The 21878-nt window shown below is 72.4% G+C and carries 20 protein-coding genes; 12 read left to right on the top strand and 8 right to left on the bottom strand.

Features of this window, described 5'->3' with window-relative positions; all coding sequences use genetic code 11:
- Positions 1-42 precede the first annotated feature (42 nt).
- Positions 43-246 (top strand): hypothetical protein, encoded by a 204-nt coding sequence (locus tag ACH34T_RS10850; RefSeq protein WP_395991898.1) that lies wholly within the window; start codon positions 43-45, stop codon positions 244-246.
- Positions 247-535: 289 nt separating this feature from the next.
- Here ACH34T_RS10850 and ACH34T_RS10845 read toward each other — a convergent pair whose 3' ends face one another.
- From ACH34T_RS10845 to ACH34T_RS10830, 4 genes are all read right to left on the bottom strand, one after another.
- A complete protein-coding gene (locus ACH34T_RS10845) occupies positions 536-952 on the bottom strand; it encodes a hypothetical protein (protein WP_395991897.1) in 417 nt (138 codons plus the stop codon).
- A gap of 758 nt (positions 953-1710) precedes the next feature.
- Complete coding sequence (locus ACH34T_RS10840) at positions 1711-2940, bottom strand: acyl-CoA dehydrogenase family protein (RefSeq protein ID WP_395991896.1); 1230 nt, start codon at positions 2938-2940, stop codon at positions 1711-1713.
- Positions 2941-3005: 65 nt separating this feature from the next.
- Complete coding sequence (locus ACH34T_RS10835; protein WP_395991895.1) at positions 3006-3992, bottom strand: glucosyl-3-phosphoglycerate synthase; 987 nt, start codon at positions 3990-3992, stop codon at positions 3006-3008.
- A gap of 293 nt (positions 3993-4285) precedes the next feature.
- The gene (locus ACH34T_RS10830) at positions 4286-5722 is read right to left on the bottom strand and encodes a helix-turn-helix domain-containing protein (protein WP_395991894.1); all 1437 of its coding nucleotides are present in this window, start codon (positions 5720-5722) and stop codon (positions 4286-4288) included.
- Positions 5723-5872: 150 nt separating this feature from the next.
- Here ACH34T_RS10830 and aceA point away from each other — a divergent pair, with 150 nt between their 5' ends.
- The 5 genes from aceA to ACH34T_RS10805 all read left to right on the top strand — a co-directional run bounded on the left by aceA (position 5873) and on the right by ACH34T_RS10805 (position 11736).
- On the top strand, positions 5873-7156 hold the full coding sequence (aceA, locus tag ACH34T_RS10825) for an isocitrate lyase (RefSeq protein WP_395991893.1): 1284 nt from the start codon (positions 5873-5875) through the stop codon (positions 7154-7156).
- A gap of 307 nt (positions 7157-7463) precedes the next feature.
- Positions 7464-8933 carry a M1 family metallopeptidase gene (locus tag ACH34T_RS10820; RefSeq protein ID WP_395991892.1) on the top strand — a complete coding sequence of 490 codons (1470 nt, stop codon included), beginning with the start codon at positions 7464-7466 and terminating at the stop codon, positions 8931-8933.
- Positions 8934-9092: 159 nt separating this feature from the next.
- Positions 9093-9881, top strand: a complete 789-nt coding sequence (locus tag ACH34T_RS10815) for an ABC transporter permease (RefSeq protein ID WP_395991891.1) — start codon at positions 9093-9095, stop codon at positions 9879-9881.
- Positions 9882-9910: 29 nt separating this feature from the next.
- Positions 9911-10717 carry an ABC transporter permease gene (locus ACH34T_RS10810; protein WP_395991890.1) on the top strand — a complete coding sequence of 269 codons (807 nt, stop codon included), beginning with the start codon at positions 9911-9913 and terminating at the stop codon, positions 10715-10717.
- 5 nt (positions 10718-10722) lie between these two features.
- Positions 10723-11736 (top strand): ATP-binding cassette domain-containing protein, encoded by a 1014-nt coding sequence (locus ACH34T_RS10805; protein ID WP_395992128.1) that lies wholly within the window; start codon positions 10723-10725, stop codon positions 11734-11736.
- Here ACH34T_RS10805 and ACH34T_RS10800 read toward each other — a convergent pair.
- On the bottom strand, positions 11715-12185 hold the full coding sequence (locus tag ACH34T_RS10800; protein WP_395991889.1) for a hypothetical protein: 471 nt from the start codon (positions 12183-12185) through the stop codon (positions 11715-11717). The genes ACH34T_RS10805 and ACH34T_RS10800 overlap by 22 nt on opposite strands.
- Before the next feature lie 258 nt (positions 12186-12443).
- On the opposite strand from ACH34T_RS10800, the gene ACH34T_RS10795 reads away from it, so the two are divergent.
- The 3 genes from ACH34T_RS10795 to ACH34T_RS10785 all read left to right on the top strand — a co-directional run bounded on the left by ACH34T_RS10795 (position 12444) and on the right by ACH34T_RS10785 (position 15712).
- The gene (locus ACH34T_RS10795; RefSeq protein WP_395991888.1) at positions 12444-14489 is read left to right on the top strand and encodes a DUF6077 domain-containing protein; all 2046 of its coding nucleotides are present in this window, start codon (positions 12444-12446) and stop codon (positions 14487-14489) included.
- Between the two features lie 93 nt (positions 14490-14582).
- Positions 14583-15200: a hypothetical protein gene (locus tag ACH34T_RS10790; RefSeq protein WP_395991887.1), complete on the top strand. Its 618-nt coding sequence runs from the start codon at positions 14583-14585 to the stop codon at positions 15198-15200.
- 5 nt (positions 15201-15205) lie between these two features.
- Positions 15206-15712 (top strand): hypothetical protein, encoded by a 507-nt coding sequence (locus tag ACH34T_RS10785; protein ID WP_395991886.1) that lies wholly within the window; start codon positions 15206-15208, stop codon positions 15710-15712.
- 24 nt (positions 15713-15736) lie between these two features.
- On the opposite strand, the gene ACH34T_RS10780 is transcribed toward ACH34T_RS10785, so the two are convergent.
- Entirely contained in the window at positions 15737-17161 is a 1425-nt protein-coding gene (locus ACH34T_RS10780) for an alpha/beta hydrolase (protein ID WP_395991885.1), read from the bottom strand.
- A gap of 193 nt (positions 17162-17354) precedes the next feature.
- Between ACH34T_RS10780 and ACH34T_RS10775 the strand changes: the two genes are divergently transcribed.
- The 3 genes from ACH34T_RS10775 (at position 17355) to ACH34T_RS10765 (ending at position 20567) form a co-directional block, all read left to right on the top strand.
- Positions 17355-18764 (top strand): aldehyde dehydrogenase family protein, encoded by a 1410-nt coding sequence (locus ACH34T_RS10775; protein ID WP_395991884.1) that lies wholly within the window; start codon positions 17355-17357, stop codon positions 18762-18764.
- A gap of 154 nt (positions 18765-18918) precedes the next feature.
- On the top strand, positions 18919-19668 hold the full coding sequence (locus ACH34T_RS10770) for a hypothetical protein (protein WP_395991883.1): 750 nt from the start codon (positions 18919-18921) through the stop codon (positions 19666-19668).
- A gap of 47 nt (positions 19669-19715) precedes the next feature.
- The gene (locus tag ACH34T_RS10765) at positions 19716-20567 is read left to right on the top strand and encodes a helix-turn-helix domain-containing protein (protein ID WP_395991882.1); all 852 of its coding nucleotides are present in this window, start codon (positions 19716-19718) and stop codon (positions 20565-20567) included.
- Positions 20568-20595: 28 nt separating this feature from the next.
- On the opposite strand, the gene ACH34T_RS10760 is transcribed toward ACH34T_RS10765, so the two are convergent.
- Together ACH34T_RS10760 and ACH34T_RS10755 are read right to left on the bottom strand one after the other, a co-directional pair.
- Positions 20596-20925 carry a DMT family transporter gene (locus ACH34T_RS10760; protein ID WP_395991881.1) on the bottom strand — a complete coding sequence of 110 codons (330 nt, stop codon included), beginning with the start codon at positions 20923-20925 and terminating at the stop codon, positions 20596-20598.
- The gene (locus tag ACH34T_RS10755; RefSeq protein ID WP_395991880.1) at positions 20925-21839 is read right to left on the bottom strand and encodes an LLM class flavin-dependent oxidoreductase; all 915 of its coding nucleotides are present in this window, start codon (positions 21837-21839) and stop codon (positions 20925-20927) included. Before ACH34T_RS10755 ends, ACH34T_RS10760 begins: the two co-directional genes overlap by 1 nt.
- Between the last annotated feature and the right edge of the window lie 39 nt (positions 21840-21878).

Genomic DNA, 21878 nt, shown 5'->3' with positions numbered 1-21878 from the left:
AATCTCGTCGTCGTCGGGATCAACTCGAAGCTTCATCTATCGATGCAGATCACCGCCACGATTTCGAGGGGGCAATCCATTTCCGTCACCGCGCTCACCAGGCCCTACAACCAGTACATCCGCTACGGCATCTACAAACGGAGTTACATCGTCACCAAGACCACGCTGACGCCGGCCTGCGCGCGAGTGAAGTCCTCCGGCTCCGCCACCGTGTACGACACCGCGGCAGGCACAGTGCGCGCCTGACGGCCGGCCGGAGAATCCGGCGAGCACGGGACATCGGGCGCCTTGGCGCGGACATCGCTGAGAAGCACACTCGCGGCCAACCGGTTTCCGGAGTCACTGGGAGCCCACCACATTGACGGCTGCCTCGCCAAGACCCGCCTAACCACCGAACCCTCATAGGCGTGCCGGGCACTACGAGTTCAAGCTACTTTAAGCAGGCCCGCCGGTTGTGCCCCGGCGGGCCTTGGTGGATCGATGGTAAGGCGGCGTCATCCGGCGTCATATACGTCGGGGCGCCGCCGCATCCGGGTCAGGGGCACTCGGGTGGAAGCTGCTGCACATAGATTCGGTCGCCGCGACCATAGCCGACCTTGTTGATCGTCCTGTCGTTGACGAGGCCGTAGGTGTACGGCGGCGGCGTTCCGCTGTTGAGCTTGTAGCAGGTCACGTCGATGCTGTGGGCCCGCTGGCAGGTGCCTTGTACAGCGCTTGTCTCGTTGGGGAGCACCCGCAGCGGCGTGTTGTCGAGGCAGTATCCGTCCAGCAGCACGGCCTTCACGGGCCCTGCCGACCTGGGCAGGCCGGTCGTCGCCGCCACGTCCAGGGAGGCTTGGTAGGTGCCGGTCTCGTGGTTGTGCTGGGTGGCCGAAGCCGCCGTCACCGGGACGAGTGTGAACGTCGCCAGCGCCGCCAGCAGCGTGGTTCCCCACTTGTTGATGGTTGTCATCGTGTCTCCCGATTCGATATACGAATTGGCTCGGTGCAGTTGAAGCTCGTTTCTTCTGCGGTAATCCCCTGGACGAGGCGCAGCTTCCTGAAAGGGCGGCGGCGAGTTGCCATGTCGTCCCAGATGCGGGGTGGAGGGGACGGATCGCCCCCACCCTCTCGGAACCAGCTGATCGCCCACTACTGGACTTCAGCCGGGCTTTCCATGGGCGGCCCGCGTGAACGCGGCCAGATGGTTCGGCGCGTTGGCCGAGCGGTTTCGAGACGGACGTAATACCGGAAGCGGGCGGCCCCACTGACCCGAGGTATCGGCTCGCCGCGGGCGCCGGCCGGCCCATGGTTCGATTTACCTGGCAGAGATGGCGCATTGGCTTCAAGTCCGGCGAGCACGTCACCTTGGCCCACCAATGGCCGTCGCGTCGTCACCAACCCGAACCCGGACATGGCCTTCCCTCCGTGATCGTCCGCGTTCTGGATTCGCCCGGTGGACCCGCACGGATGAAACCTGTCCGGATGCGGCCACCACTCGACGATCCGCATGAGGGTGGGCTCTACGAGTTCAGCCTCGTCAATCCACGGCACCGCAGATGCGTCGAACGAGTCTCCGGCGCGGCCGGGGAGCTGGACTGGTCACGGTGCGCGAGCGACTCGGTTGGCGTCCGCGCGAGCACGACTGGACCTGACGGGCCTGAGTCTGTCGATCGTGGCAAGGGCGCGGCGGCCGGGCCCAGTGGTCTGGGACGGCGGGCAGGTCGGCTGCTATCTGACGGGGAGGCCGGTGACGGTGCGGCCGATGACGAGGCGCTGGATCTCCGAGGTGCCCTCGAAGATGGTGAAGATCTTGGCGTCGCGGTGCATGCGCTCGACCGGGTAGTCGCGGGTGTAGCCGTTGCCGCCGAGGATCTGGATGGCCTCCTCGGTGACGTTCACCGCCATCTCGCTCGCCATCAGCTTGGCCATCGAGCCCTCGGCGTTCTGGAAGTCCTTGCCGGTGCGGGCCATCCACGCGGCGCGCCAGACCATGAGGCGGGCGGCGTCCAGGCGGCACTTCATGTCGGCCAGCTTGAACGCGATGGCCTGGAAGTCGCCGATCTTGCGGCCGAACTGCTCGCGCTCGCGCGCGTACTGGAGGGCGTAGTCGTAGGCGGCGCGGCCGATGCCGAGGGCCATCGCGCCGACGGACGGGCGGGTGGTCTCGAACGTCTTCAGCGCGGCCTGGCCTTTGGAGCTCTTGCCCTCGCGGGTCCGCGCGACGCGCTCGTCGAACCTCTCCTTGCCGCCGACGATGTTGGCGCTGGGAAGGCGGACGTCGTCCAGGACGACCTCGGCGGTGTGGGACGCGCGGATGCCGTGCTTCTTGAACTTCTGGCCCTGCCGCAGGCCGGGGGTGCGGGGCGGGACGATGAAGCTGGCCTGGCCGCGGCTGCCGAGCTCCGGGTGCACCGATGCGACGATGATATGGACGTCGGCGATGCCGCCGTTGGTCGCCCAGGTCTTGGCGCCGTTGAGCACCCACTCGTCCTTGGCCTCGTCGAAGACGGCGCGGGTGCGGATAGCGCCGACGTCGCTGCCGGCGTCGGGCTCGGACGCGCAGAACGCGCCGAGGCGGATGTCGTCCGGGGTCCCGAACATCTGCGGGACCCACTCGGCCGTCTGCTCCTCGGTGCCGACGGCGGCGATGGACGCGGCGGCGAGGCAGGTGCCGGTGATGGACAGCCCGATGCCCGCGTCGCCCCAGAACAGCTCCTCGAACGTCACGGGGATGCCGAGGCCGGTCGGCTCCAGCCACTGGGTGGCGAAGAAGTCGAGCGAGTAGATGCCGACCTTGGACGCCTCCTGGATCAGCGGCCAGGGGGTCTCCTCGCGCTCGTCCCACTCCTCGGCGGCGGGACGGATGACGTCCCTGGCGAACTCGTGGACCCAGTCCCTGACCTCGCGGACGTCCTCGCTCGGCTCCAGCGAGAACGGCGTCGGTGCGGCGCTCGTCATTGCCAATTGACCCTTTCTCCAATATCGCTGTTACCAACGGTAGCACCACCCGGCGCCGGCCCGTGTTACCGCGGGTAACCAGGGGAGATGGAGCGCGCGGCGGCGTAGCCGGGGATCCCGATCATCGGCGGGCGCTCCCCCACGGCGACGTCGGTCGTGCGGGCGTCGTGGCCGTCCGCGGCGCGGTGGAACCGGGTGAGCGCGGTGGACGGGGCCTCCAGCGGCATCATCCGGCCGTGCCGCTCCAGCCGCGACCAGGCGGTGAGCATGATCTGGCCGGACATCGCCCCGAGCGCCTCGGTCGACTGGTGCGCGTGGACGCGGCGGCCGAGGTCGACCTGCGCGATGGCGTCGAGGCCCGAGTCCTGGAAGACGTCCAGGAGGAGGCCGAGCTCCACGCCGTAGCCGGTGACGAACGGGAGCCGCTCCAGCAGCGCGCGGCGCCCGGCGTACTCGCCGCCGAGCGGCTGCATCACCCCCGCCAGCAGCGGCCAGTGCAGGTTGATCAGCGGGCGCGCGACCAGCTCGGTCACGCGTCCGCCGCCGCCCTCCACGCGGCGCTCACCGTCCACCAGCGGACGGTCGTAGCAGCCCTTGACGTAGCCGACGGACGGGTCGGTCAGCAGCGGCCCGAGCAGGCCCGTCACGTAGGACGAGGTGAACTCGCGCAGGTCGGCGTCCACGAACACGATCAGGTCGCCGGACGTCACGGCGAGGGACTTCCACAGCGCCTCGCCCTTGCCCGACATGCGGCCGTGCTCGGGCAGGACGGCGTCCTGCGCGACCACGTCGGCACCGGCGGCGGCGGCCACGGCGGCGGTCCGGTCGGCGGAGCGGGAGTCGACGACGACGATCTCGTCGACCAGCGGGATCCGCTCGACCAGGTCGGTCCGGACGGCGGCGACGATGGCGCCGACCGTCGCCTCCTCGTCGCGCGCGGGCAGCACGACGCTGATCCGCGCGTCGCCCTTGGCGGCGAGCAGCAGCCGCGGCGGCCAGTCCCCCGCCGCGCTGGTGCGGCGGGCCACCCAGTCAGCGACCTCTGGCAGCACGCGCTCTCCCTCCCGTGCGGGCCGTCCGGGACCCGGCGTCCCCCTACCTTCTAGGGAACGCCAGATCCTGCCAGAACATTCACCACGGAACCGGACAGGCCCGAAGAGTTAACAGGACGACAACACACCGTCCTCCAGCCCCCACCCACCACCAATCAACGGACGAGCTCCGCTCGACACACCGTCCTCCAGCCCCCACCCACCACCATTCAACCGACGAGCTCCGCTCGACACACCGTCCTCCAGCCCCCACCCGCCGCCGTCCAACGGACGAGCTCCGCTCGGCACGCCGGTCACTGGGCGGCGTGCCTGTCGAGGAACTCGTAGACGTCCGCCTCGTCCACGCCCGGGAAGGCGCCGGGCGGCAGCACGGACAGGACGTGCGAGTGCGCGCGGGCGGACGGCCACGCCATCCCCTCCCACCGGTCGGACAGCTCCCGCGGGGGCCGCTGGCAGCAGTCGCCGTCCGGGCAGGACGACCTGCGCCGCCGGGTCGACTCCCGGCCGCGGAACCAGCGCGAGTCCTCGAACCGGACGCCCAGCGTGATCGCGAAGTCGCGCTCGTGGCTGGGGTCGATGTGCGACAGGCACCAGTACGTCCCGCTCGGGGTGTCGGTGTACTGGTAGTAGACGGAGAAGCGGTCGGCGGCGCCGAAGACGTGGCGTCCGGCCCATTCGCGGCACATCCGCTGGCCCTCGATGGCGCCGTCCTCGTCCTGCGGGAAGTTCAGGCCGTCGTTGGCGTACGCCTTGTAGATGGTGCCGTTCTCGTCGTTCTTGGTGAAGTGCAGCTGAAGGTCGAGGTGGTGGGTGGCGACGTTGGTGAAGCGGTGCGCGGCCATCTCGTAGGAGACGGCGAAGACGTCCGCGAGGTCCTCGACCGACAGCTCCCGCGCGGCCTTGGCCTCCTGCAGGAACGGGACCGCGCTGCGCTCCGGGATCAGGATCGCGGCGCCGAAGTAGTTGGCCTCGACGCGCTGGCGCAGGAAGTCGGCGAAGTCGCGGGGCTGGTCGTGGTCGAGCGCGATGTGCCCGAGGGTCTGGAGCAGGATCGTCCGGGGGGTGTGCATGCCGAGCTGCTCGCGCTCCAGGTAGATCCGCCGGTTGCGCAGGTCGGTGACGGACCGGACCGAGCGCGGCAGGTCCTGGACGTACTGCAGGCTGAACCCGAAGTGCCCGACCAGCGTCATCAGCAGCCCCTGCGACACCGCGCCGCGCCGGTACCCGACGGAGTCGAGCGTCTGGGACGCGATCCGCTCGATCTCGGGGAAGTGGTTGCCGCGCTCGTGCATCTGGCGGCGCAGCTCGGCGTTGGCCTTGCGCGCCTCCTCGGGGCTCGCGGTCGGCTTCGTCCGGCTGCGTTTGAGCTCCCCGTACAGGGCGAGGATGTGCTCGATGACCTCGTTGGGCATCCGCTTGCCGACCTTGAGGTGGGAGAGGCCGAGCGTCCGGTACAGCGGGTCGCGCTGCGCCTCCTCCAGCTGGATCTCCAGCTGGGCGCGGCGGCTGGGCGGCTGGCGCCGCAGCAGCTCCTCGACCGGGCACTCCAGGGCGGCGGCGAGGGCCTGCAGCAGCGACAGCTTCGGCTCGCGCCGCCCGTTCTCCAGCAGGGACAGCTGGGACGGGGCGCGGCCGACGCGCCCGCCGAGCTCCGACAGCGTCATCCCGCGGCCGCGCCGGAGATGGCGGAGCCGCTGCCCGAAGGTGACGAGATCTACGTCACTCGTCAAGTTGAGGGGTTCTTCTGGCCGCAAGGTCGTCACGGCTTCATCGTAGCGGAAATTTCGCAGTTCTTTCGTTACCCGTCGGTTCATCAGGGGGTTGCGGCCGGGGCATAGTCGAGCACAAGCACCCAGGGGACGACACGGAAGGGCAAGACGATGACTGACAGTCGCCTCAAGGGCGCAGCCGATGAGCTGCGGCGGCAGTGGGAGACCGACCCGCGCTGGACGGGCGTCGAGCGGACCTATACGGCCGAGGACGTCGTGCGCATTCGCGGTTCGGTCCAGGAAGAGCACACCCTCGCGCGCCTCGGCGCCGAGAGGCTCTGGACGCTGCTGCACGACGAGGACTACGTCAACGCGCTCGGCGCGCTGACCGGGCTCCAGGCCGTCCAGCAGGTGAAGGCTGGCCTGAAGGCCATCTACCTGTCCGGCTGGCAGGTGGCGGCGGACGCCAACCTCGCGGGCCAGACCTACCCCGACCAGAGCATCTACCCGGCGAACTCGGTCCCGGCCGTCGTCCGCCGCATCAACAACGCGCTGCTGCGCGCCGACCAGGTCCAGTGGGCGGAGGGCGAAGGGGACACCCATTTCCTCGCGCCGATCGTGGCCGACGCCGAGGCCGGGTTCGGCGGCGTGCTGAACGCCTTCGAGCTGATGAAGGGCATGATCGCGGCCGGCGCCGCGGGCGTGCACTGGGAGGACCAGCTGGCCTCCGAGAAGAAGTGCGGCCACCTCGGCGGCAAGGTCCTCATCCCGACCTCGCAGCACGTGAAGACCCTCAACACCGCCCGGCTCGCCGCCGACGTCTGCGGCGTGCCCTCGCTGATCATCGCGCGGACCGACGCCGAGGCCGCGACCCTGATCACGACGGACGTGGACGAGCGCGACCGCGAATTCATCACCGGCGACCGCACCGCCGAGGGCTTCTACCGGGTGCGCAACGGGATCGAGCCCTGCATCGCCCGCGCCAAGGCGTACGCGCCGCACTCCGACCTGATCTGGATGGAGACCGGCACCCCCGACCTGGAGGTGGCCCGCGCGTTCGCCGAGGCCGTCAAGGCCGACTACCCCGACCAGATGCTGGCCTACAACTGCTCGCCGTCCTTCAACTGGAAGGCGCACCTGGACGACGCCACCATCGCCAAGTTCCAGCGCGAGCTCGGCCACATGGGCTACACGTTCCAGTTCATCACCCTCGCCGGATTCCACGCGCTCAACTACGGCATGTTCGACCTGGCCCACGGCTACGCCCGCGAGGGCATGACGGCCTACGTCGACCTGCAGGAGCGCGAGTTCGCGGCGGCGGAGCGCGGCTTCACGGCGGTCAGGCACCAGCGCGAGGCCGGCACCGGTTACTTCGACCTCGTCAGCACCGCGATCAGCCCCGACTCGTCCACCACGGCGCTGAAGGGCTCCACGGAAGAGGGCCAGTTCCACTGATCCCGGACCGGCCCCGGACCGGCCCCGAACCGGCCCCGAACCGGTCCCGATCCGCCCCTCCGGGCTGATCCCCTGAGCAGGAGGCCCCCGCGTCCCTACACCCGCGGGGGCCTTCTGGCCACCACCGGCCGCACCGATCCACCTGGTGTGACGGTCGGTGATCCCCCGTTTCGGCCACATCCGGCAACGGATCTCGACATTGACCGAAATTGGGTGGATCGTGAGCGCGCTGTTGATCACTCGAGGGAGAGGATCTCTGATGGCGCGTCACCCCCGGTTCATTCCGTCCCGGGCGATCCCTGGGCGAATGCTGCCGATCGCCGTCGCCGCCGTGAGCGTCGTGGCGCTCGCGCCCGCCGCGTCCGCCGCCGGCAGCGGACACGGAGGAGGGCGCTACACCCCTGGCGCCTCCGGTGTGGGCGACCCCTATTTCCCGCTTGAGGGGAACGGCGGCTACAACGCCCTGCACTACTCGCTCGACCTGAGCTACGACCCCGACTACGACCAGCTGGACGGCACGGTGACCGTCACCGCGCGGGCCACGCAGAACCTGTCGGCGTTCAACCTGGACCTGTCCGGAATGGACGTCGAGGGGGTGACCGTCGACCGGCGCCGGGCCGACTACAAGCGCCGCGGCCAGGAGTTGACGATCACGCCGCGCAAGGGGTTGCGGAAGGGCTCGGTGTTCACGGCGGTCGTGAAGTACGGCGGCGTGCCGCAGACGATCGTGGGATCGCCGATCGTGTTCGGCTCCCCGTACGGGTTCCTGCACACCCCGGACGGCGCGTTCGTCGGCGGCGAGCCCAACGGGCCCAGCACCTGGTTCCCGGTCAACGACCATCCGAGCGACAAGGCGACCTACGACTACACCCTCACGGTGCCGCAGGGCCTTAAGGCCGTCGCCAACGGGCGGCTCACCTCGCACCGCAGCTCGATCGCCTCGTTCAGCCGCCGCAGCGCGCAGACCCGCGCCGAGGTGTTCAAGTGGCACGAGGACAGCCCGATGGCGAGCTACCTCACGACGATCGACATCGGCAAGTGGGACGTCAAGGAGGGCCGCACGCCCGGCGGGGTGCCTAACTACACGTTCGTCGACCCTGTGCTGAAGGCGAACCAGCCGGACGCGCTGGACTTCTTCTACAACACCACCAACGAGGTCACCGACGGGCTGGCGAAGATCTACGGCCGCTACCCGTTCAGCAGCACCGGCGCCATCGCCGACGACGCCCGCTTCAACGGGCAGCCGCTCGGCTTCTCGCTGGAGACCCAGAGCAAGCCGGTGTACTCGGCCGTGCGCAGCACGGGCACGATCGTCCACGAGCTGGCGCACCAGTGGTTCGGCGACTCGGTGTCGCCGAAGGAGTGGGACGACATCTGGCTGAACGAGAGCTTCGCGACGTGGGTCACCTGGCACTGGAACGAGACGCACGGCGGCAGCTCCGCGGCCACGCAGGCCCGCGCGACGTACGCGGCGCGGCCGTTCCCCGACCGTGAGGGCCGCCCGTTCTGGTCGGTCGTGCTCGGCGACCCGAAGCGCGACACGATGTTCAACGACCGGGTCTACAACGGCGGCGCGCTGATGATCCAGTTCCTCCGCGAGAAGATCGGCGACGACAAGTTCTTCACCCTCACGCGGACCTGGCTCGCCCGGTACCACCACCGCAACGCCGAGACGGAGCAGTTCACCCGCATGGCGGAGCAGATCTCCGGCCAGGACCTCGACGCGTTCTTCAAGGACTGGCTGTACTCCCCCATCAAGCCCGCCCTCCCGTCGTGACACCGGCGCGAGGAGCGTCATGGCACCGGTAGGAGGAGAGTCGTAGCACCGGCACGAGAAGACGGGCCCCGGCCAACGCGCCGGGGCCCGTTTCCGTATCGCGCATTCTGTGCGAAATTACGTAGTGGTGGCGGGCCCGCCTGTTTAGTCTCTCGGCAAGTGGGTGTTCTTCCTTGGGTGTGGTGGTACGGCGTCCGCCGTCACACGGCTTATCCGCTCGGCTCCGCCACCGAGGCCGTGACCAACACCGTCTTCGGGTTCATGCGCGCGTACGTCTTGATCGCGCTGTGGCAGGCGCGTCCGGCCCTCGGCGGTTACGACGAGGTCGACGCCGTCACCTTCTGCTTCATCACGCAGGCACTGATCGGACCGGTCCAGATCTTCGGCGGGATGGACCTGACCGAGCGGATCCGCAACGGCGACGTGGCGATCGACCTGCACCGCCCCGCCGGGCTGCAGGGCTGGTGGCTGGCCGACGACCTCGGCCGCGCGGCGGGCTCCCTGCTGCTGCGCGCCGGGCCGCCGCTGCTGGCCGGGGCGCTGGTGTTCCCGTTCCGCCCGCCGGCGCCGGCGAACCTCGCCGCGTTCGCGGCCGCGCTGCTCCTCGCGGTGACGGTGAGCTTCGGGCTGCGCTACCTGGTGGCGATGGGGATGTTCTGGCTGCACGACGACCGCGGCCTCAGCGCCGTCACGCTCGTGATGTCGCTGTTCTTCTCCGGGATGATCCTGCCGCTGGTCGTGTTCCCCGGCGCGCTCGGCGGCGTCGCGCGGGCGCTGCCGTGGGCGGCGATGATCCAGGTGCCGGCGGACGTGTTCCTCGGCCGGTACGGCGGCGCCGGGCTGGCCGGGGCGCTGGCGTTCCAGGCCGGGTGGGCGGCCGTCCTGCTCGGGGCGGGCGCGCTGGCGACGCGGGCGGCGCGGCGGAAGCTGGTGGTGCACGGTGGCTGACGGTGCCCTTCGGTGGCCGACGGTGACCCATGGTGACTGACGCCGCGCGGATGTACGGCCTGCTCGTGTGGACGTGGACCCGGGCGGCGGCCCAGTACCCGGTGTCGATGGTGCTGCTGGCCCTGTCGACTGCGGTCGTCACCGGCCTGGACGCCGCCGCGATCGTGCTGCTGTTCTCGCAGGCGCCGCGCATCGCCGGGTTCGGCGCGTCCGAGGTCCTGTTCCTGTACGGGACGTCGGCGCTGTCGTTCGGGATCTCCGACATCGTGCTCGGCACCACCGAGCGGCTCGGCTACCACGTGCGGCGGGGGACGCTGGACGCGATGCTGGTGCGGCCGGTGAGCCCGCTCGTCCAGATCGCGACGGAGGAGTTCACGCCGCGCCGCTTCGGCAAACTCGTCCCGGCGGCGGCGGTGCTCGCGTTCGCGCTGGCCCGGGTGGACGTGGCGTGGACGCCCGGCCGCGTCGCGATGATCCCGGCCATGGTGCTGTCCGGGGCGGCGATCTTCGGGGCGCTGTGGGTGCTGACGGCGGCGGTGCAGTTCGTGATCGTGGACGTCCACGGCGCGAGCAAGTCGCTCACCTACGGCGGCGGGTTCCTCACCCAGTACCCGATGACCATGTTCGCGCGCGACTTCGTCCGCGGGGTGACGTTCGTCGTGCCGCTGGCGTTCGTCAACTGGCAGCCCGCCCTGTACGTCCTGGACCGGCCCGACCCGCTCGGGCTCCCGGACGCGGCGCGGTTCGCGTCCCCGCTGGTCGCCGCCGCGCTGTGCGGGGCGGCGGCGGTGGCGTGGCGGGCGGGGCTGCGGCACTACCGATCGACAGGGAGCTGATGCCGATGATCGAGGCCGAGAACGTGGTCAAGTCGTTCACCGTCCGGACCAGGTCGGGCGGGCTGCGCCGGACGCGGACGCCGCTGCGCGCCGTGGACGGCGTGTCGTTCGCCGTCCGGCGGGGCGAGTTCGTCGGGTACCTCGGCCCGAACGGCGCCGGGAAGTCCACGACGATCAAGATGCTGACCGGGATCCTCACGGCGTCGTCCGGGCGGCTGCGGGTGTGCGGGCTCGACCCGTCGCGGCGGCGGACGTCGCTCGCCCGCCGGATCGGGGTGGTGTTCGGGCAGCGCACGACGCTGTGGTGGGACCTGCCGCTGCGCGACTCCCTCGCGCTCGTCCGGCGGCTGTACCGGGTCGAGGCTGCCGCGCACCGGGAGCGGCTCGCCGAGCTGACCGCGCTGCTGGAGCTGGAGCCGTTCCTGGACACGCCGGTCCGGCAGCTCAGCCTCGGGCAGCGGATGCGCGGCGACCTCGCCGCCGCGCTGCTGCACGACCCGGAGCTGCTCGTCCTGGACGAGCCGACGATCGGCCTGGACGTGGTCAGCAAGGCGACCGTCCGCGACTTCCTGGAACGTATCAACGCCGAGCGCGGCACGACGATCCTGCTGACCACGCACGACCTCGGCGACATCGAGCGGCTCTGCCGCCGCGTCCTGATCATCGACCACGGGCGGCTCGCCTACGACGGCGGCCTGGACGAGCTGCGCCGCACCGTCGACGCCGACCGGCTGCTGGTCGTCGAGCTGGACCGGCCGGTCCCGCCGATCGCGCTGGACGGCATCGAGGCGGAGCGGGTGGAGGGGCCGCGGCAGTGGCTGCGGCTGCCGCGGTCGGCGAACGCGGCGGCGGTGGTGGCCGAGCTGGCGCGCAGCCACGACGTCCGCGACATCTCGCTGCGGGAGGCGGGGATCGAGGACGTCCTCGCCGGCCTCTACCGCGGCGACCACGCGTACTCGCCCGCGCGGCGGGCGGCGCGCGGCGCGGCGGCGGCGCGTCAGCGCTGGACGGTGGAGTAGAAGTCCATGTCGGCGGCGTCCTCGTCGCGTCCGGAGCCCCAGCGGCGCGGCGCCCACGCCGGCATGAGCAGCGCGAGGCCCATCATCCCGTACACGCCGGAGCCGAGGAGCATCCGCAGCCCGAAGTCCATGTCGCCGGAGGGCGGCACCTTGCCCGGCAGGTCGAGGACGCCGTCCGGGTCGATGAGGAACCAGGCGGAGAAGCCGAGCAGCGCCAGCGCGGGGACGAGCGAGACCAGCGGCGACGCCCAGCGCGCGACGATGATCACGCCCATCACCAGGCCCACGGCGGCCAGCAGGGCGAACGCGCCGTAGATGCGGGTGCGGTCGGTGATCTCCTGCCCCGTGCCGTCGAAGGACTGACCGGCCTGCACGTAGCCCCAGGCCGCGCCGTACACCAGCCCTGGTGTCAGCAGGACGCCGAGGACGAAGCCGAACGCGTGGCGCACCTCGCATCACATCCATTCGTTCCGATATCGGCCCCAATCACACCATCCGCACCGGGCATAGCGCAGTAAATCCGTCCAATAACGGAGGCGAGCGGGTTGTCACCCCCGGTGACGGCGGCGGCGACAACTCCGGGCACGCGGGCGACGTCGTACACATAACAAGATCGATGAGGGGCACCGTCCCTTCGTCGGCTCTCCGCCTACCCCCCGCGGCGGAGACGCCGGGCACGGGGCACACACGGGCGTAGGGGGACGCAGGTGATCCAGGAGCTCGACCGCACCGCCCGCACCAGCGGCCAGGCGGGGCCGACGCGGGCGACACGGCTGATGGACGGCTTCACCGACGGGGCGGCACTGCTCTTCGCGGCGTGGACCGCCGTCTACCATCTCGGGCTCCTCTTACACCCGCCCACCTGGGCGCTGCTGCTGATGTGGCTCGCCGGCGCGGTCGTGATCGGCGCGCTGTACGCGGCGCGGCGCGACTGGTGGGCCGGGACGCCGTGGCGGGAGCCGTCCGGGCCGCTTGCCGCTCGCGCGTCCGGGATGGGGGTTCGTGTGGCATCCGCGCCCCGGTCGCTGGTCGCCGTCTCGGTGGTCGCGGGGATCGTGGCGGGGACGTGCGCGGGCCTGCACCCGTCCGGCGTCCCGTGGTGGTGCGCGTGGGTCCCGGGGCTCGTGAGCGCCGCCGCGTCGGCCGCGTGCCTGCTGCTCCGCCGCAGCCCGGACGAGGATCCGGCGGAGGCCTCCCCGGCCGACGAGACCCGGTGGGGGACGCCGCTCGCGCTCCTCACCGGCGCAGGGTTCGCGATCGCGTCCCTGTTCATCGTGAACACCGACGGCGACGACGCCTACTTCGTCTCGCGGTCCGTGGCGACGGCCACGATCGGGGAGATCCCGCTCAAGGACGTGATCTTCACCCCGGGCACGGCGGACGAGATCTCGGGCGAGCCGCCGGTCGCGTCGATCGAGGTCCTCGCCGGGGCGGCGGCGCGGGTGCTCGGCGTCCACGCGGCCTCGTTCGTGTGGTACCTGCTGCTGCCGGCGGTGACGTTCGTCGCGGTCTGGGCGCTGTGGCGGCTGGTCAGGGCGTGGGCGCCGCGCCGCGCGACCCTGTGCTTCGCGGTCGCGGCGGTGTACCTGCTGTGGAGCGGGATGGGCGGGGCGTCGCTCGGCTCGTTCCATCTGCTGCGGATGTGGCAGGGCAAGGCCGTGCTGGTGTCGGCGCTGGTGCCGCTGCTGTTCGTGTACCTGACCCGGTGGGCCGAGCGGCGGTCCCGGGGCGACCTCGCGCTCCTCGCCGCCGCCGGGGTCGCGGCGGTGGGGCTCACCTCGTCCGCCGTCTTCGTCGTCCCGCTGATCGTCGGCGCCGCCGCGGTAGCGCTGATCGCCGCCGGACGCGTCCGGACCGGCGTGGTCGCGTGCGCGGCGGCGGTCTATCCGATCGGGACGGCCCTCGCGGTGAAGCTGCTCTACGGCGAGACGAGCGTGGTCGGGAGGGTGCACGACGCGCCCGGCAGCTACCGGTGGGTCCTGCTGCACGCCGCGCTCGGCGTGATCGGCGGGTGCGCGGTCTGGCTGTCGCCGTGGACGGCGCGCCGCGGCGTCCCCGCCGTGATCGCGACCGGGGTGGCCGCGACGCTGGCGGTGCTGATCGTGCCCGGCGTCCTGGAGGCGGCCGCGGACGCGTCGGGCGCCGGCCAGGTGCTCTGGCGGACGATGTGGGCCGTTCCCGCGCCCGCGCTGATCGGGCTGCTCGCCGCGGTGCGGATCCCCGCCGGACGGTGGCCGGAGCCGGCGGGCGCCGCCGCGGCGGGCGTCCCGGCCGCCGCGCTCGCCGTGGCGATGGTCGCGGGCGGGACGCCGGTGTGGTCGGAGTCGAACGGGTCGTTCGTGGCGTCGCGTCCGGCGTGGAAGGTCCCCGCGGACACCGTCGGCACGGCGCGGGAGGTGGTCGCGCTCGCCGGGAGGAACGGGCTGGTGCTGATGCCGGGCGGCGTCATGCGGGTCGTGCCGCTGCTGACCGTCCGCACGCAGGCCGTCAACCCGAACGGCCACTACCTGAAGCTGCTGCCGGTTCCGGAGCGGTTCATCCGCGACCGGAAGGTGCTGTCCGCGGCCGTCCGCCCGGCGCGGGGCGGCAAGCCGGCGGCGGCCGAGGTCGCGGCGGCGCTGGCGCGCACGAAAGTGGACGTGGCGTGCGCGAACCGCCGCGACGGGCGCGGCCTGGCGCTGCTGCGGAGCGCCGGGTACGAGGGCGACCGGCCCGTCGGCCGCCTGGTCTGCCTTGTCCCGCGCGGGACCTGACCCTGGCATGGCCGATTCGTGGTGGTTCGTTTTGAACGCCGGCACGCGGGCATCGGCGTTCCATTCGATCCGACGCACGTTGGAGGAACCACCATGTCGACCGCGATATTGGTCGTCATCGTCATCGTCGCCGCCCTGGCCGGGGCCGCGTACCTGGCCTGGTCCGGGGCCCGGACGCGGCGGCTCAAGCGGCGTTTCGGCCCCGAGTACGACCGGACGGTGGAGCGCGAGGGCGGCCGCTCGGCCGCCGAGCGCGAGCTGCGCTCCCGCGAGGAGCGCCACGAGGACCTCGACCTGCACGAGCTCGACCCGCACCGCCGCGAGCAGTACCGCGAGCAGTGGACCGGCGTCCAGGAGCGCTTCGTCGACGCCCCGGAGGCGGCGGTCGAGCAGGCCGACGGCCTCGTCACCGTGGTGATGGGCGAGCGCGGCTACCCGACGCGCGGCTTCGAGGAGAAGGTCGCCCACCTGTCGGTGGAGCACGGCCGCACGATGGACCACTACCGCCGCGCCCACACCATCAGCGAGCGGGCGGCGTCCAGGGACGCGTCCACCGAGGACCTGCGGCAGGCCATGGTGCACTACCGCGCCCTGTTCGACGAGCTGCTCGCCGCCCCCGCCGCCGGAACCGCCGAGCCGGCGGGCCCCGCCGAGCGGGCGAACCGCGCCGAGCAGGCGGGCCGCGCCGACGACCGGACGCCGAGGAGCTGACCTCGATGGAGCACAGGCGACCCGAGGGCAGCGCGCCGGGCTCCGGCGGCGGGCTCGGCGCCGACAAGCGCGCCCGCGCCGCCGGGACCGCGGACCCCGGCGTGGCCGGCGACACGCACGTCGCCGGGCCCGCGCCGAAGCCGCCCGTCATGGACCTGCCCGGCCCGGCCGCCCCGCCGCCTCCGGCGGAGCCCCCGCCTCCGGCGGAGCCCCCGCTCCCGGCGGAGGCGGCGGCGCGGCTGCTCGACCCGGCCGAGGCCGAGCGGTTCCGGGACCGCTGGCGCGAGGTGCAGGCCGCGTTCGTCGACGACCCGGGCGAGGCCGTCCGCCGCGCGGACGGCCTCGCATCCGACGCCGTCGACGCGCTCGGCCGCGCGATCGCCGCGCACCGGCGCACCCTCGCCGAAGACGTCAAGGAGGGCGCGGACACCGGCGGGCGCGCCGACACGGAGCGCCTCCGCCTGGCGCTGCGCGGCTACCGCGACCTGCTCAACCGGGTCATCGACGCCTGAGCCGAGCCGTGCCGCCGGTCGGTGTCAGCCGTTCAGGAAGCGGTTCACCGCCTCGCGGCCCTTCGTCCCCCGCTCGCCGTACTGGATGGAGTGCGCCGAGCCCTTCACCACGACGAGCTCGCCGCGCGGGATGCGGCGGAGCTCCTCGTACGCCCATTCCAGCGGCGTGGACAGGTCGCGGTCGCCGTTCACCAGCAGGGTCGGGACGGAGATCTTCGGCGGCGCCTCGGTGGTGTGCCGCGCCCAGGGCCAGCGGAGGCATTCCTGGACGAACCCGTTCCCCACGGCCGTGTCGGCGGTGAACGGCCAGGTGGCGCGTGCCGGGAGCGTCCTGCGGACCCGCTCCAGGGCGGCGGCGCGGCGGGCCGGGCGTGTCTCGGACGTCCCCCACGGGAACCATCCGTCGCCGCAGGCCGTGGCGATGTGCAGGCCCGCGCTGTAGATCCTGCGGTCCTCGCCGCCGGAGTTCAGGATCTGGAGCAGCCGGTCGAGCCGCGCCGGGTCGCCGTGCCGCGCCTCGTGGACCGCCGCGACCGCGTCGCCCGCGCCGCCCGGCAGGGCGCCGGCGTCCCGGAAGGTCGGGTCGACGAACTCGTAGGTCACGAGCATGTCCCAGACGAGGACGGCGTCCTTGCGGTGCCCGGCGAGCCAGGCCAGGTCCTTGGCCGGGTCGAACCCGCAGGCGGGGGCCGTCCGGCAGGCGTCGCGCAGCACCCGTCCGGTGGCGCGCAGGCTGGCGGCGTACAGCAGGTCGTCGCGGCCCTGGTCCACGTGCGGCAAGACCGAGTCGAGGACGAGCCTGCGGACGTTCTCCGGGTGGAAGGCGGCGTAGTGCGCGCCGGTCTTCGTCCCGTAGGACACGCCGTCCACCGTCCACTGGCGGACGCCCAGCGCGCGGCGCAGCAGGTCCAGGTCGCCGACGGTCTGGTCGGTGGTGTAGTAGTGCCGCCGGTCGCCGAGGACGCGGGCGCACTCGTCGATCGCCTCGGGCGTCGGCGGCTCGATGTCGCTGGTGCCGACCTGCGCCTGGAGTCCTGGGCAGTCGATCGCGCCGAACTCGCCGGTGCCGCGCTGGTCGATCATGACGAGCCGGTAGTTCTTCGCGACCTCGGGCAGCCGCGCGGCGACGCCGTCGACGAACGGGACGCCGGGCTGTCCGGGCCCGCCGGTCAGGAAGAGCAGGACGCCTTTGGGCGCCTCGACGTTGTCCGCCGTCGCCACCTGCAGCCTCAGGGTCTCCCTCCCCGGGCGGCGGTGGTCGAGGGGGACGGTCAGGAAGGAGCAGGTGTAGCCGGGTTTCCCGGCGCAGGGGTGGGGGTCGGCCAGCACCGGCCCGGGCCGGTGCGGGGCGGACGGAGGCGTGGGCGCCGCGGCCGCCGTCGCGCCGCCGGACGCGGCGAGCACGGCGGAGAGCGCGAGGGCTAATACAGCTGTACTACGTGAGCGCATGGAGAGATCATCGCCCGAGTCTCCGGTGATCGGCGGAAACTCGCCGGATCCGGTCACGCCGCCGCGCCCGCCGGATCCGGTCACGCTGCCGCGCCCGCGCGCGACCCGCCGATCGTGCGTGCCCCCTCGTCAGACGGCCGCGAAAGGGCGATACTGAATGGCGTTCGGTACGCGGGGAGCGAAGGGAGCGACGGTGCCCGAGGACTTCTCGATGACCATCGGCGGCCGGGCGGCGGACGCCACCGCGACCTTCGGCGTGATCGACCCGGCGACCGGCGAGGTCGCCGAGCGGGCTCCCGACGCGTCCCCGGCGCAGCTGGACGCCGCGATGTCCGCCGCGGAGGCCGCCTACCCGGGATGGCGGGGCGACGAGGCGGCGCGGCGCGAGGCGCTGCTCGCGGCGGCCGACATCATGTTCGCCAGGTCGGAGGAGTTCGGCCGGGTGCTGACCCTGGAGCAGGGCAAGCCGCTGCGGGACGCGATCAGGGAGGTCGTCGGCGCGGGCGTGTGGCTGCGGTACTTCGCCGGCCTGGAGCTGCCCCGCGAGGTCATCCAGGACGACGCGGCCGCGCTGGTCGAGGTCGTCCGGCGGCCGATGGGGGTGGTCGCCGCGATCACCCCGTGGAACTACCCGCTGCTCCTCGCGGTCTGGAAGCTCGCCCCGGCGCTGCTGGCGGGCAACACGGTGGTGCTCAAGCCGTCCCCGTTCACGCCGCTGTCCAGCCTGATGCTCGGCGCGGCGCTGCGGGACGTCCTCCCGCCCGGGGTGCTGAACGTGGTCAGCGGCGGTGACGCGCTCGGCGCCGCGATGACCGCGCACGACGTCCCCCGCAAGATCAGCTTCACCGGCAGCGTCGCCACCGGACGGCGGGTCGCCGCGGCCGCGGCGCCCGACCTCAAGCGCGTCACCCTGGAGCTCGGCGGCAACGACCCGGCGATCGTGCTCGACGACGCCGACCCCGCCGCCGTCGCCGACCGGCTGTTCGCCGCCGCGTTCCAGAACAACGGCCAGGTCTGCTCGGCGATCAAGCGCGTGTACGTCCCGGACGCCCTCTACGCCGACCTGGTGGACGCCCTCGCCGAGCGCGCGAGGGCGGCGAGGATCGGCAACGGCATGGACGACGGCGTCCAGTACGGGCCGATCAACAACCGGCCGCAGTACGAGCGGGTCGGCGAGCTCGTCGCGGACGCGCTCGCGGGCGGTGCCCGCGCGGCGGCGGGCGGGCGGCCCGTCGACGGCCCCGGCTACTTCTTCGCGCCGACCATCCTCGCCGACGTCGACGACGGCGCCCGGATCGTGGACGAGGAGCAGTTCGGCCCCGCGCTCCCGATCGTCAGGTACGCGGGCGTCGAGGACGCGCTGGCCCGCGCCAACGGCACCCATTTCGGGCTGTCCGGCTCGGTGTGGGGCGCGGACGCCGACCGTGCCGCCGAGATCGCCGGCCGCCTCGAATGCGGCACCGCCTGGGTCAACACGCATCTGGCGCTCGCGCCGCACCAGCCGTTCGGCGGGTTCAAGCACAGCGGCGTCGGCGTCGAGAACGGGCCGTGGGGCCTGTACGGGTTCACCGAGCTCCAGGTCGTCCACCGGTCGAAGAACTGAGCGGACACCATTTTCCGCCACGGACTTTATGTACAGAAAGTCATTACTTCGAGTCCGGAAAGTGATATCTCCACTACTGGCGGTCGGCTTCCAGAATGGGACACTTTTTAAGCGGGGGGCGTGAAAACCGCACCGCTGACCGTGGAGGAGCCGGATGCAGACCTGGGACGTCATGCGCCAGGACGACCTCGGCGACACCGTCCAGGTGGCCGCGCATGACTCGCGGATCTCGGCGCTCGCGCAGGTCCTGGTGCTGCGGAGCGATCCCGCGAACGGGCAGGCGTACCGCGTGGAGGGGCCGCCGGGGCCCGCCGTCCGCACCAACCGCGACCTCTATCTGGTCTTCCTGCACCTCGGCCAGGAGGCCAGGGCGGCGTCCTGGTCGCTGTCGGCGTTCCTGCGCGCCCTGTGGAAGGTCAGCGCTCCGCTCAGTGACCGGACGCGGCTGGAGCCGGACGACGTGGCGGCAATGTTCGCGGCCGCGTCCATCACGCCGCCCGCCGCCTTCGACCCCGCGTGGAGCGGCAAGGACCTGTCGCTCCCGGGCGAGGATCCGGACGGGTACGCCGACTGGGAACGCGTCCTGCTCTCCCAGATCGCCGACCTGGAGGACTTCCTGGCCGCTCCCCCGGGCCCGCAGGCCAGGTTCGGCGCGGACGCCCCGCGCCCGCCCGGCTCCGGCGCCCGCGCCACCCCGGCCCGCTGGTACAACTTCGACCCGGCGACGTACCTGGAGTGCGCCGTCGCGGGCAGCCTCGGCGGGTGGGACGCCACCGACGGCGCCCGCGTCCCGCTGCCCGCCCGGCCGGGCGAGCCGCCCGCCCGCTCCTACGTCCGCACGATCACCACCATGACCTGGGACGACCTGGCGCGCATCGCGGTGTGCGGGCAGGTGTACGAGTAGCGTCCCGCGCCCCGGAAACGTCCGGACGGCGTGGTAGGACTGGGGACATGAGCGACAGACCGGTCCAGGTCGCCGACCGGGGCGGCTGGTGGCTGGCGCAGGCCCTCCCCCACCCGGCCCTGCGCCCGTTCCTGCGCTCCTACGACGGGTACTGGGAGACCGAGATCGTCCCGACCCGGATGCGGACCCTGCCCACCCGCACCACCGTCGTGATCGTCAACCTGGGGCCGCCGCTCTACCTGGAGGTCCCCGACACCGGCGTCCACGGCCGCGAGTACGGGTCGTTCGTCGCCGGGATGCACGACGGCCACGGCATGTACCTCAGCCCCGGCGGGCAGCGCGGCATCCAGCTCGACGTGACGCCGCTCGGCGCGTACACGCTGCTCGGCGTCCCGATGGCCCAGCTCACCAACGCCGCCGTCGGCCTGCCCGACCTGCTCGGACGCGGCGCGCGGACGCTCGTGGAGCGGCTCGCGGCCGCCCCGTCCTGGGGCGAGCGGTTCGACATTCTGGACGGGTTCCTGCTGCGCCGCCTGGACGCCGGTCCCGTGCCCGACCCCGAGGTCGCCAGGGCGTGGCGGCTGCTGAACGGCGACCTCGGCGTCACCGTCGCCGACATCGCCGCCGACGTCGGGTGGAGCCGCAAGCACCTGACCAACCGGTTCCGGGAGCAGGCCGGGCTGCCGCCCAAGGTGATGGCCCGCGTGATCCGCTTCCGGCGCGCCATCGGGCTGCTGACCGGCGGCGCCGGGTTCGCCGACGCCGCGTCCGCCTGCGGCTACTACGACCAGGCGCACCTCAACCGCGAGTTCCGCGCGCTGTCCGGCTGCACGCCCGGCGAGCTGATCGGCGGGCAGCTGGAGCAGCAGCGCGTCACCACCCTCGCCGAGCCCGTCTGAGACCGCCGGGCCGCTCACCCCTGGCCGCTCACCCCTGGTGGACGCCGCCGCCGAGGTTCATCACGATCACGCCCACCACGATGATCACCGCGCCGGCGATGGTGAGCGGCTTGACCTGCTCGTCGAACAGCAGGACGCCGCCGGCGAAGGCGCCGATCGTGCCGAGCGCCGACCAGATCGCGTAGACGGGCCCGACGTTCAGGGACGTCAGCGCCTTCGCCATGAAGAAGAACGAGATCAGGTACCCCACGACGACCACGACCGCGGGCCCGAGCTTGGTGAACCCCTCGGACGCGCGCATCGACAGCGTGGCCGTGACCTCGAACGCGATCGCGAGCGTGAGCAGCACGAACGGCATCAGCGGCCCTCCCCCGGCTCCCTGTGCCCCGCCGGCTCGCCGTGCGCCGCCGGCCCGCCGTACTTCTCCGCGACGGCCTCGAAGACCTTCGGATCGGCGTCGAACGGGGTGCCGGGACGCGGCCAGTGCAGCACGATCTCGGTGATGCCGAGCTCGGCGTAGCGGCCCGCGAGGTCGTCGAACGAGCCGGCGGACTCCAGCCACGGCTCCCCGCTGAACCCCGTCAGCAGGATCCTCTCCTCGATCTCGCGGCCCTCCGCCTCGCACGCGGCGTCCAGGGCCGCCAGCCGCCGGCGGACCGTGTCGTGCGGCGTCCCGCCCTCGGGACGCCCGCTGGTCACCCATCCCGCGCCGTGCCGGGCCGCGACCCGCATGCCGCGCGGACCGTTCCCGGCGATGACGAACGGCACCCGTGGACGCTGCACGCACCCGGGCTCCTCGACGACCTCCCGCGCCGTGTAATACTCGCCCTCGAAGGTCGTCTCCGGTTGCCGCAGCAGGCGGTCGAGCAGCTCGACCCATTCGGCGAAGCGGGCGGCGCGCTCGGCGGGCGTCCAGTCGTCCCCGCCGAGGACGCCCGCGTCGGAGGCGCGGCGGGTGCCGCCCGACCCGATGCCGATCGCGAGCCGCCCGCCCGCGACGTGGTCGATCGTCTTGATCGCGTGCGCGGTGGGGACGGGATGCCGGAAGTTCGGCGAGGTGACCAGGGTGCCGATCCGCACCCGCGCGGTGACGGCGGCGGCCGCGGCCAGCGTCGTGTACGCGTCGTACCAGGGCGTCGTGCCCCGCCACGCGATGTGGTCGTACACCCAGGCGTGCCGGAACCCGAGCTCCTCGGCGCGCCGCCACAGCTCCCCCGCCTCCGGCCAGGACTGCATGGGCCACATCACGGTGCCGATCCTCGGTGCGGTCACCGGTCCCCCTCCGTTCTCGTCCCGGACGTTCCTGGACGG

Source organism: Actinomadura sp. 9N215 (assembly GCF_044326345.1).
Classification (GTDB): domain Bacteria; phylum Actinomycetota; class Actinomycetes; order Streptosporangiales; family Streptosporangiaceae; genus Spirillospora.
This window is presented reverse-complemented; position numbering and strand designations above follow the sequence as displayed.

Coding starts and splice junctions, on each gene's coding strand:
- ACH34T_RS10850 (WP_395991898.1), top strand. CDS start 43: ATGCAGATCACCGCCACGATTTCGAGGGGGCAATCCATTTCCGTCACC.
- ACH34T_RS10845 (WP_395991897.1), bottom strand. CDS start 952: ATGACAACCATCAACAAGTGGGGAACCACGCTGCTGGCGGCGCTGGCG.
- ACH34T_RS10840 (WP_395991896.1), bottom strand. CDS start 2,940: ATGACGAGCGCCGCACCGACGCCGTTCTCGCTGGAGCCGAGCGAGGAC.
- aceA (WP_395991893.1), top strand. CDS start 5,873: ATGACTGACAGTCGCCTCAAGGGCGCAGCCGATGAGCTGCGGCGGCAG.
- ACH34T_RS10820 (WP_395991892.1), top strand. CDS start 7,464: ATGCTGCCGATCGCCGTCGCCGCCGTGAGCGTCGTGGCGCTCGCGCCC.
- ACH34T_RS10810 (WP_395991890.1), top strand. CDS start 9,911: ATGGTGACTGACGCCGCGCGGATGTACGGCCTGCTCGTGTGGACGTGG.
- ACH34T_RS10805 (WP_395992128.1), top strand. CDS start 10,723: ATGATCGAGGCCGAGAACGTGGTCAAGTCGTTCACCGTCCGGACCAGG.
- ACH34T_RS10790 (WP_395991887.1), top strand. CDS start 14,583: ATGTCGACCGCGATATTGGTCGTCATCGTCATCGTCGCCGCCCTGGCC.
- ACH34T_RS10785 (WP_395991886.1), top strand. CDS start 15,206: ATGGAGCACAGGCGACCCGAGGGCAGCGCGCCGGGCTCCGGCGGCGGG.
- ACH34T_RS10780 (WP_395991885.1), bottom strand. CDS start 17,161: ATGCGCTCACGTAGTACAGCTGTATTAGCCCTCGCGCTCTCCGCCGTG.
- ACH34T_RS10770 (WP_395991883.1), top strand. CDS start 18,919: ATGCAGACCTGGGACGTCATGCGCCAGGACGACCTCGGCGACACCGTC.
- ACH34T_RS10765 (WP_395991882.1), top strand. CDS start 19,716: ATGAGCGACAGACCGGTCCAGGTCGCCGACCGGGGCGGCTGGTGGCTG.
- ACH34T_RS10760 (WP_395991881.1), bottom strand. CDS start 20,925: ATGCCGTTCGTGCTGCTCACGCTCGCGATCGCGTTCGAGGTCACGGCC.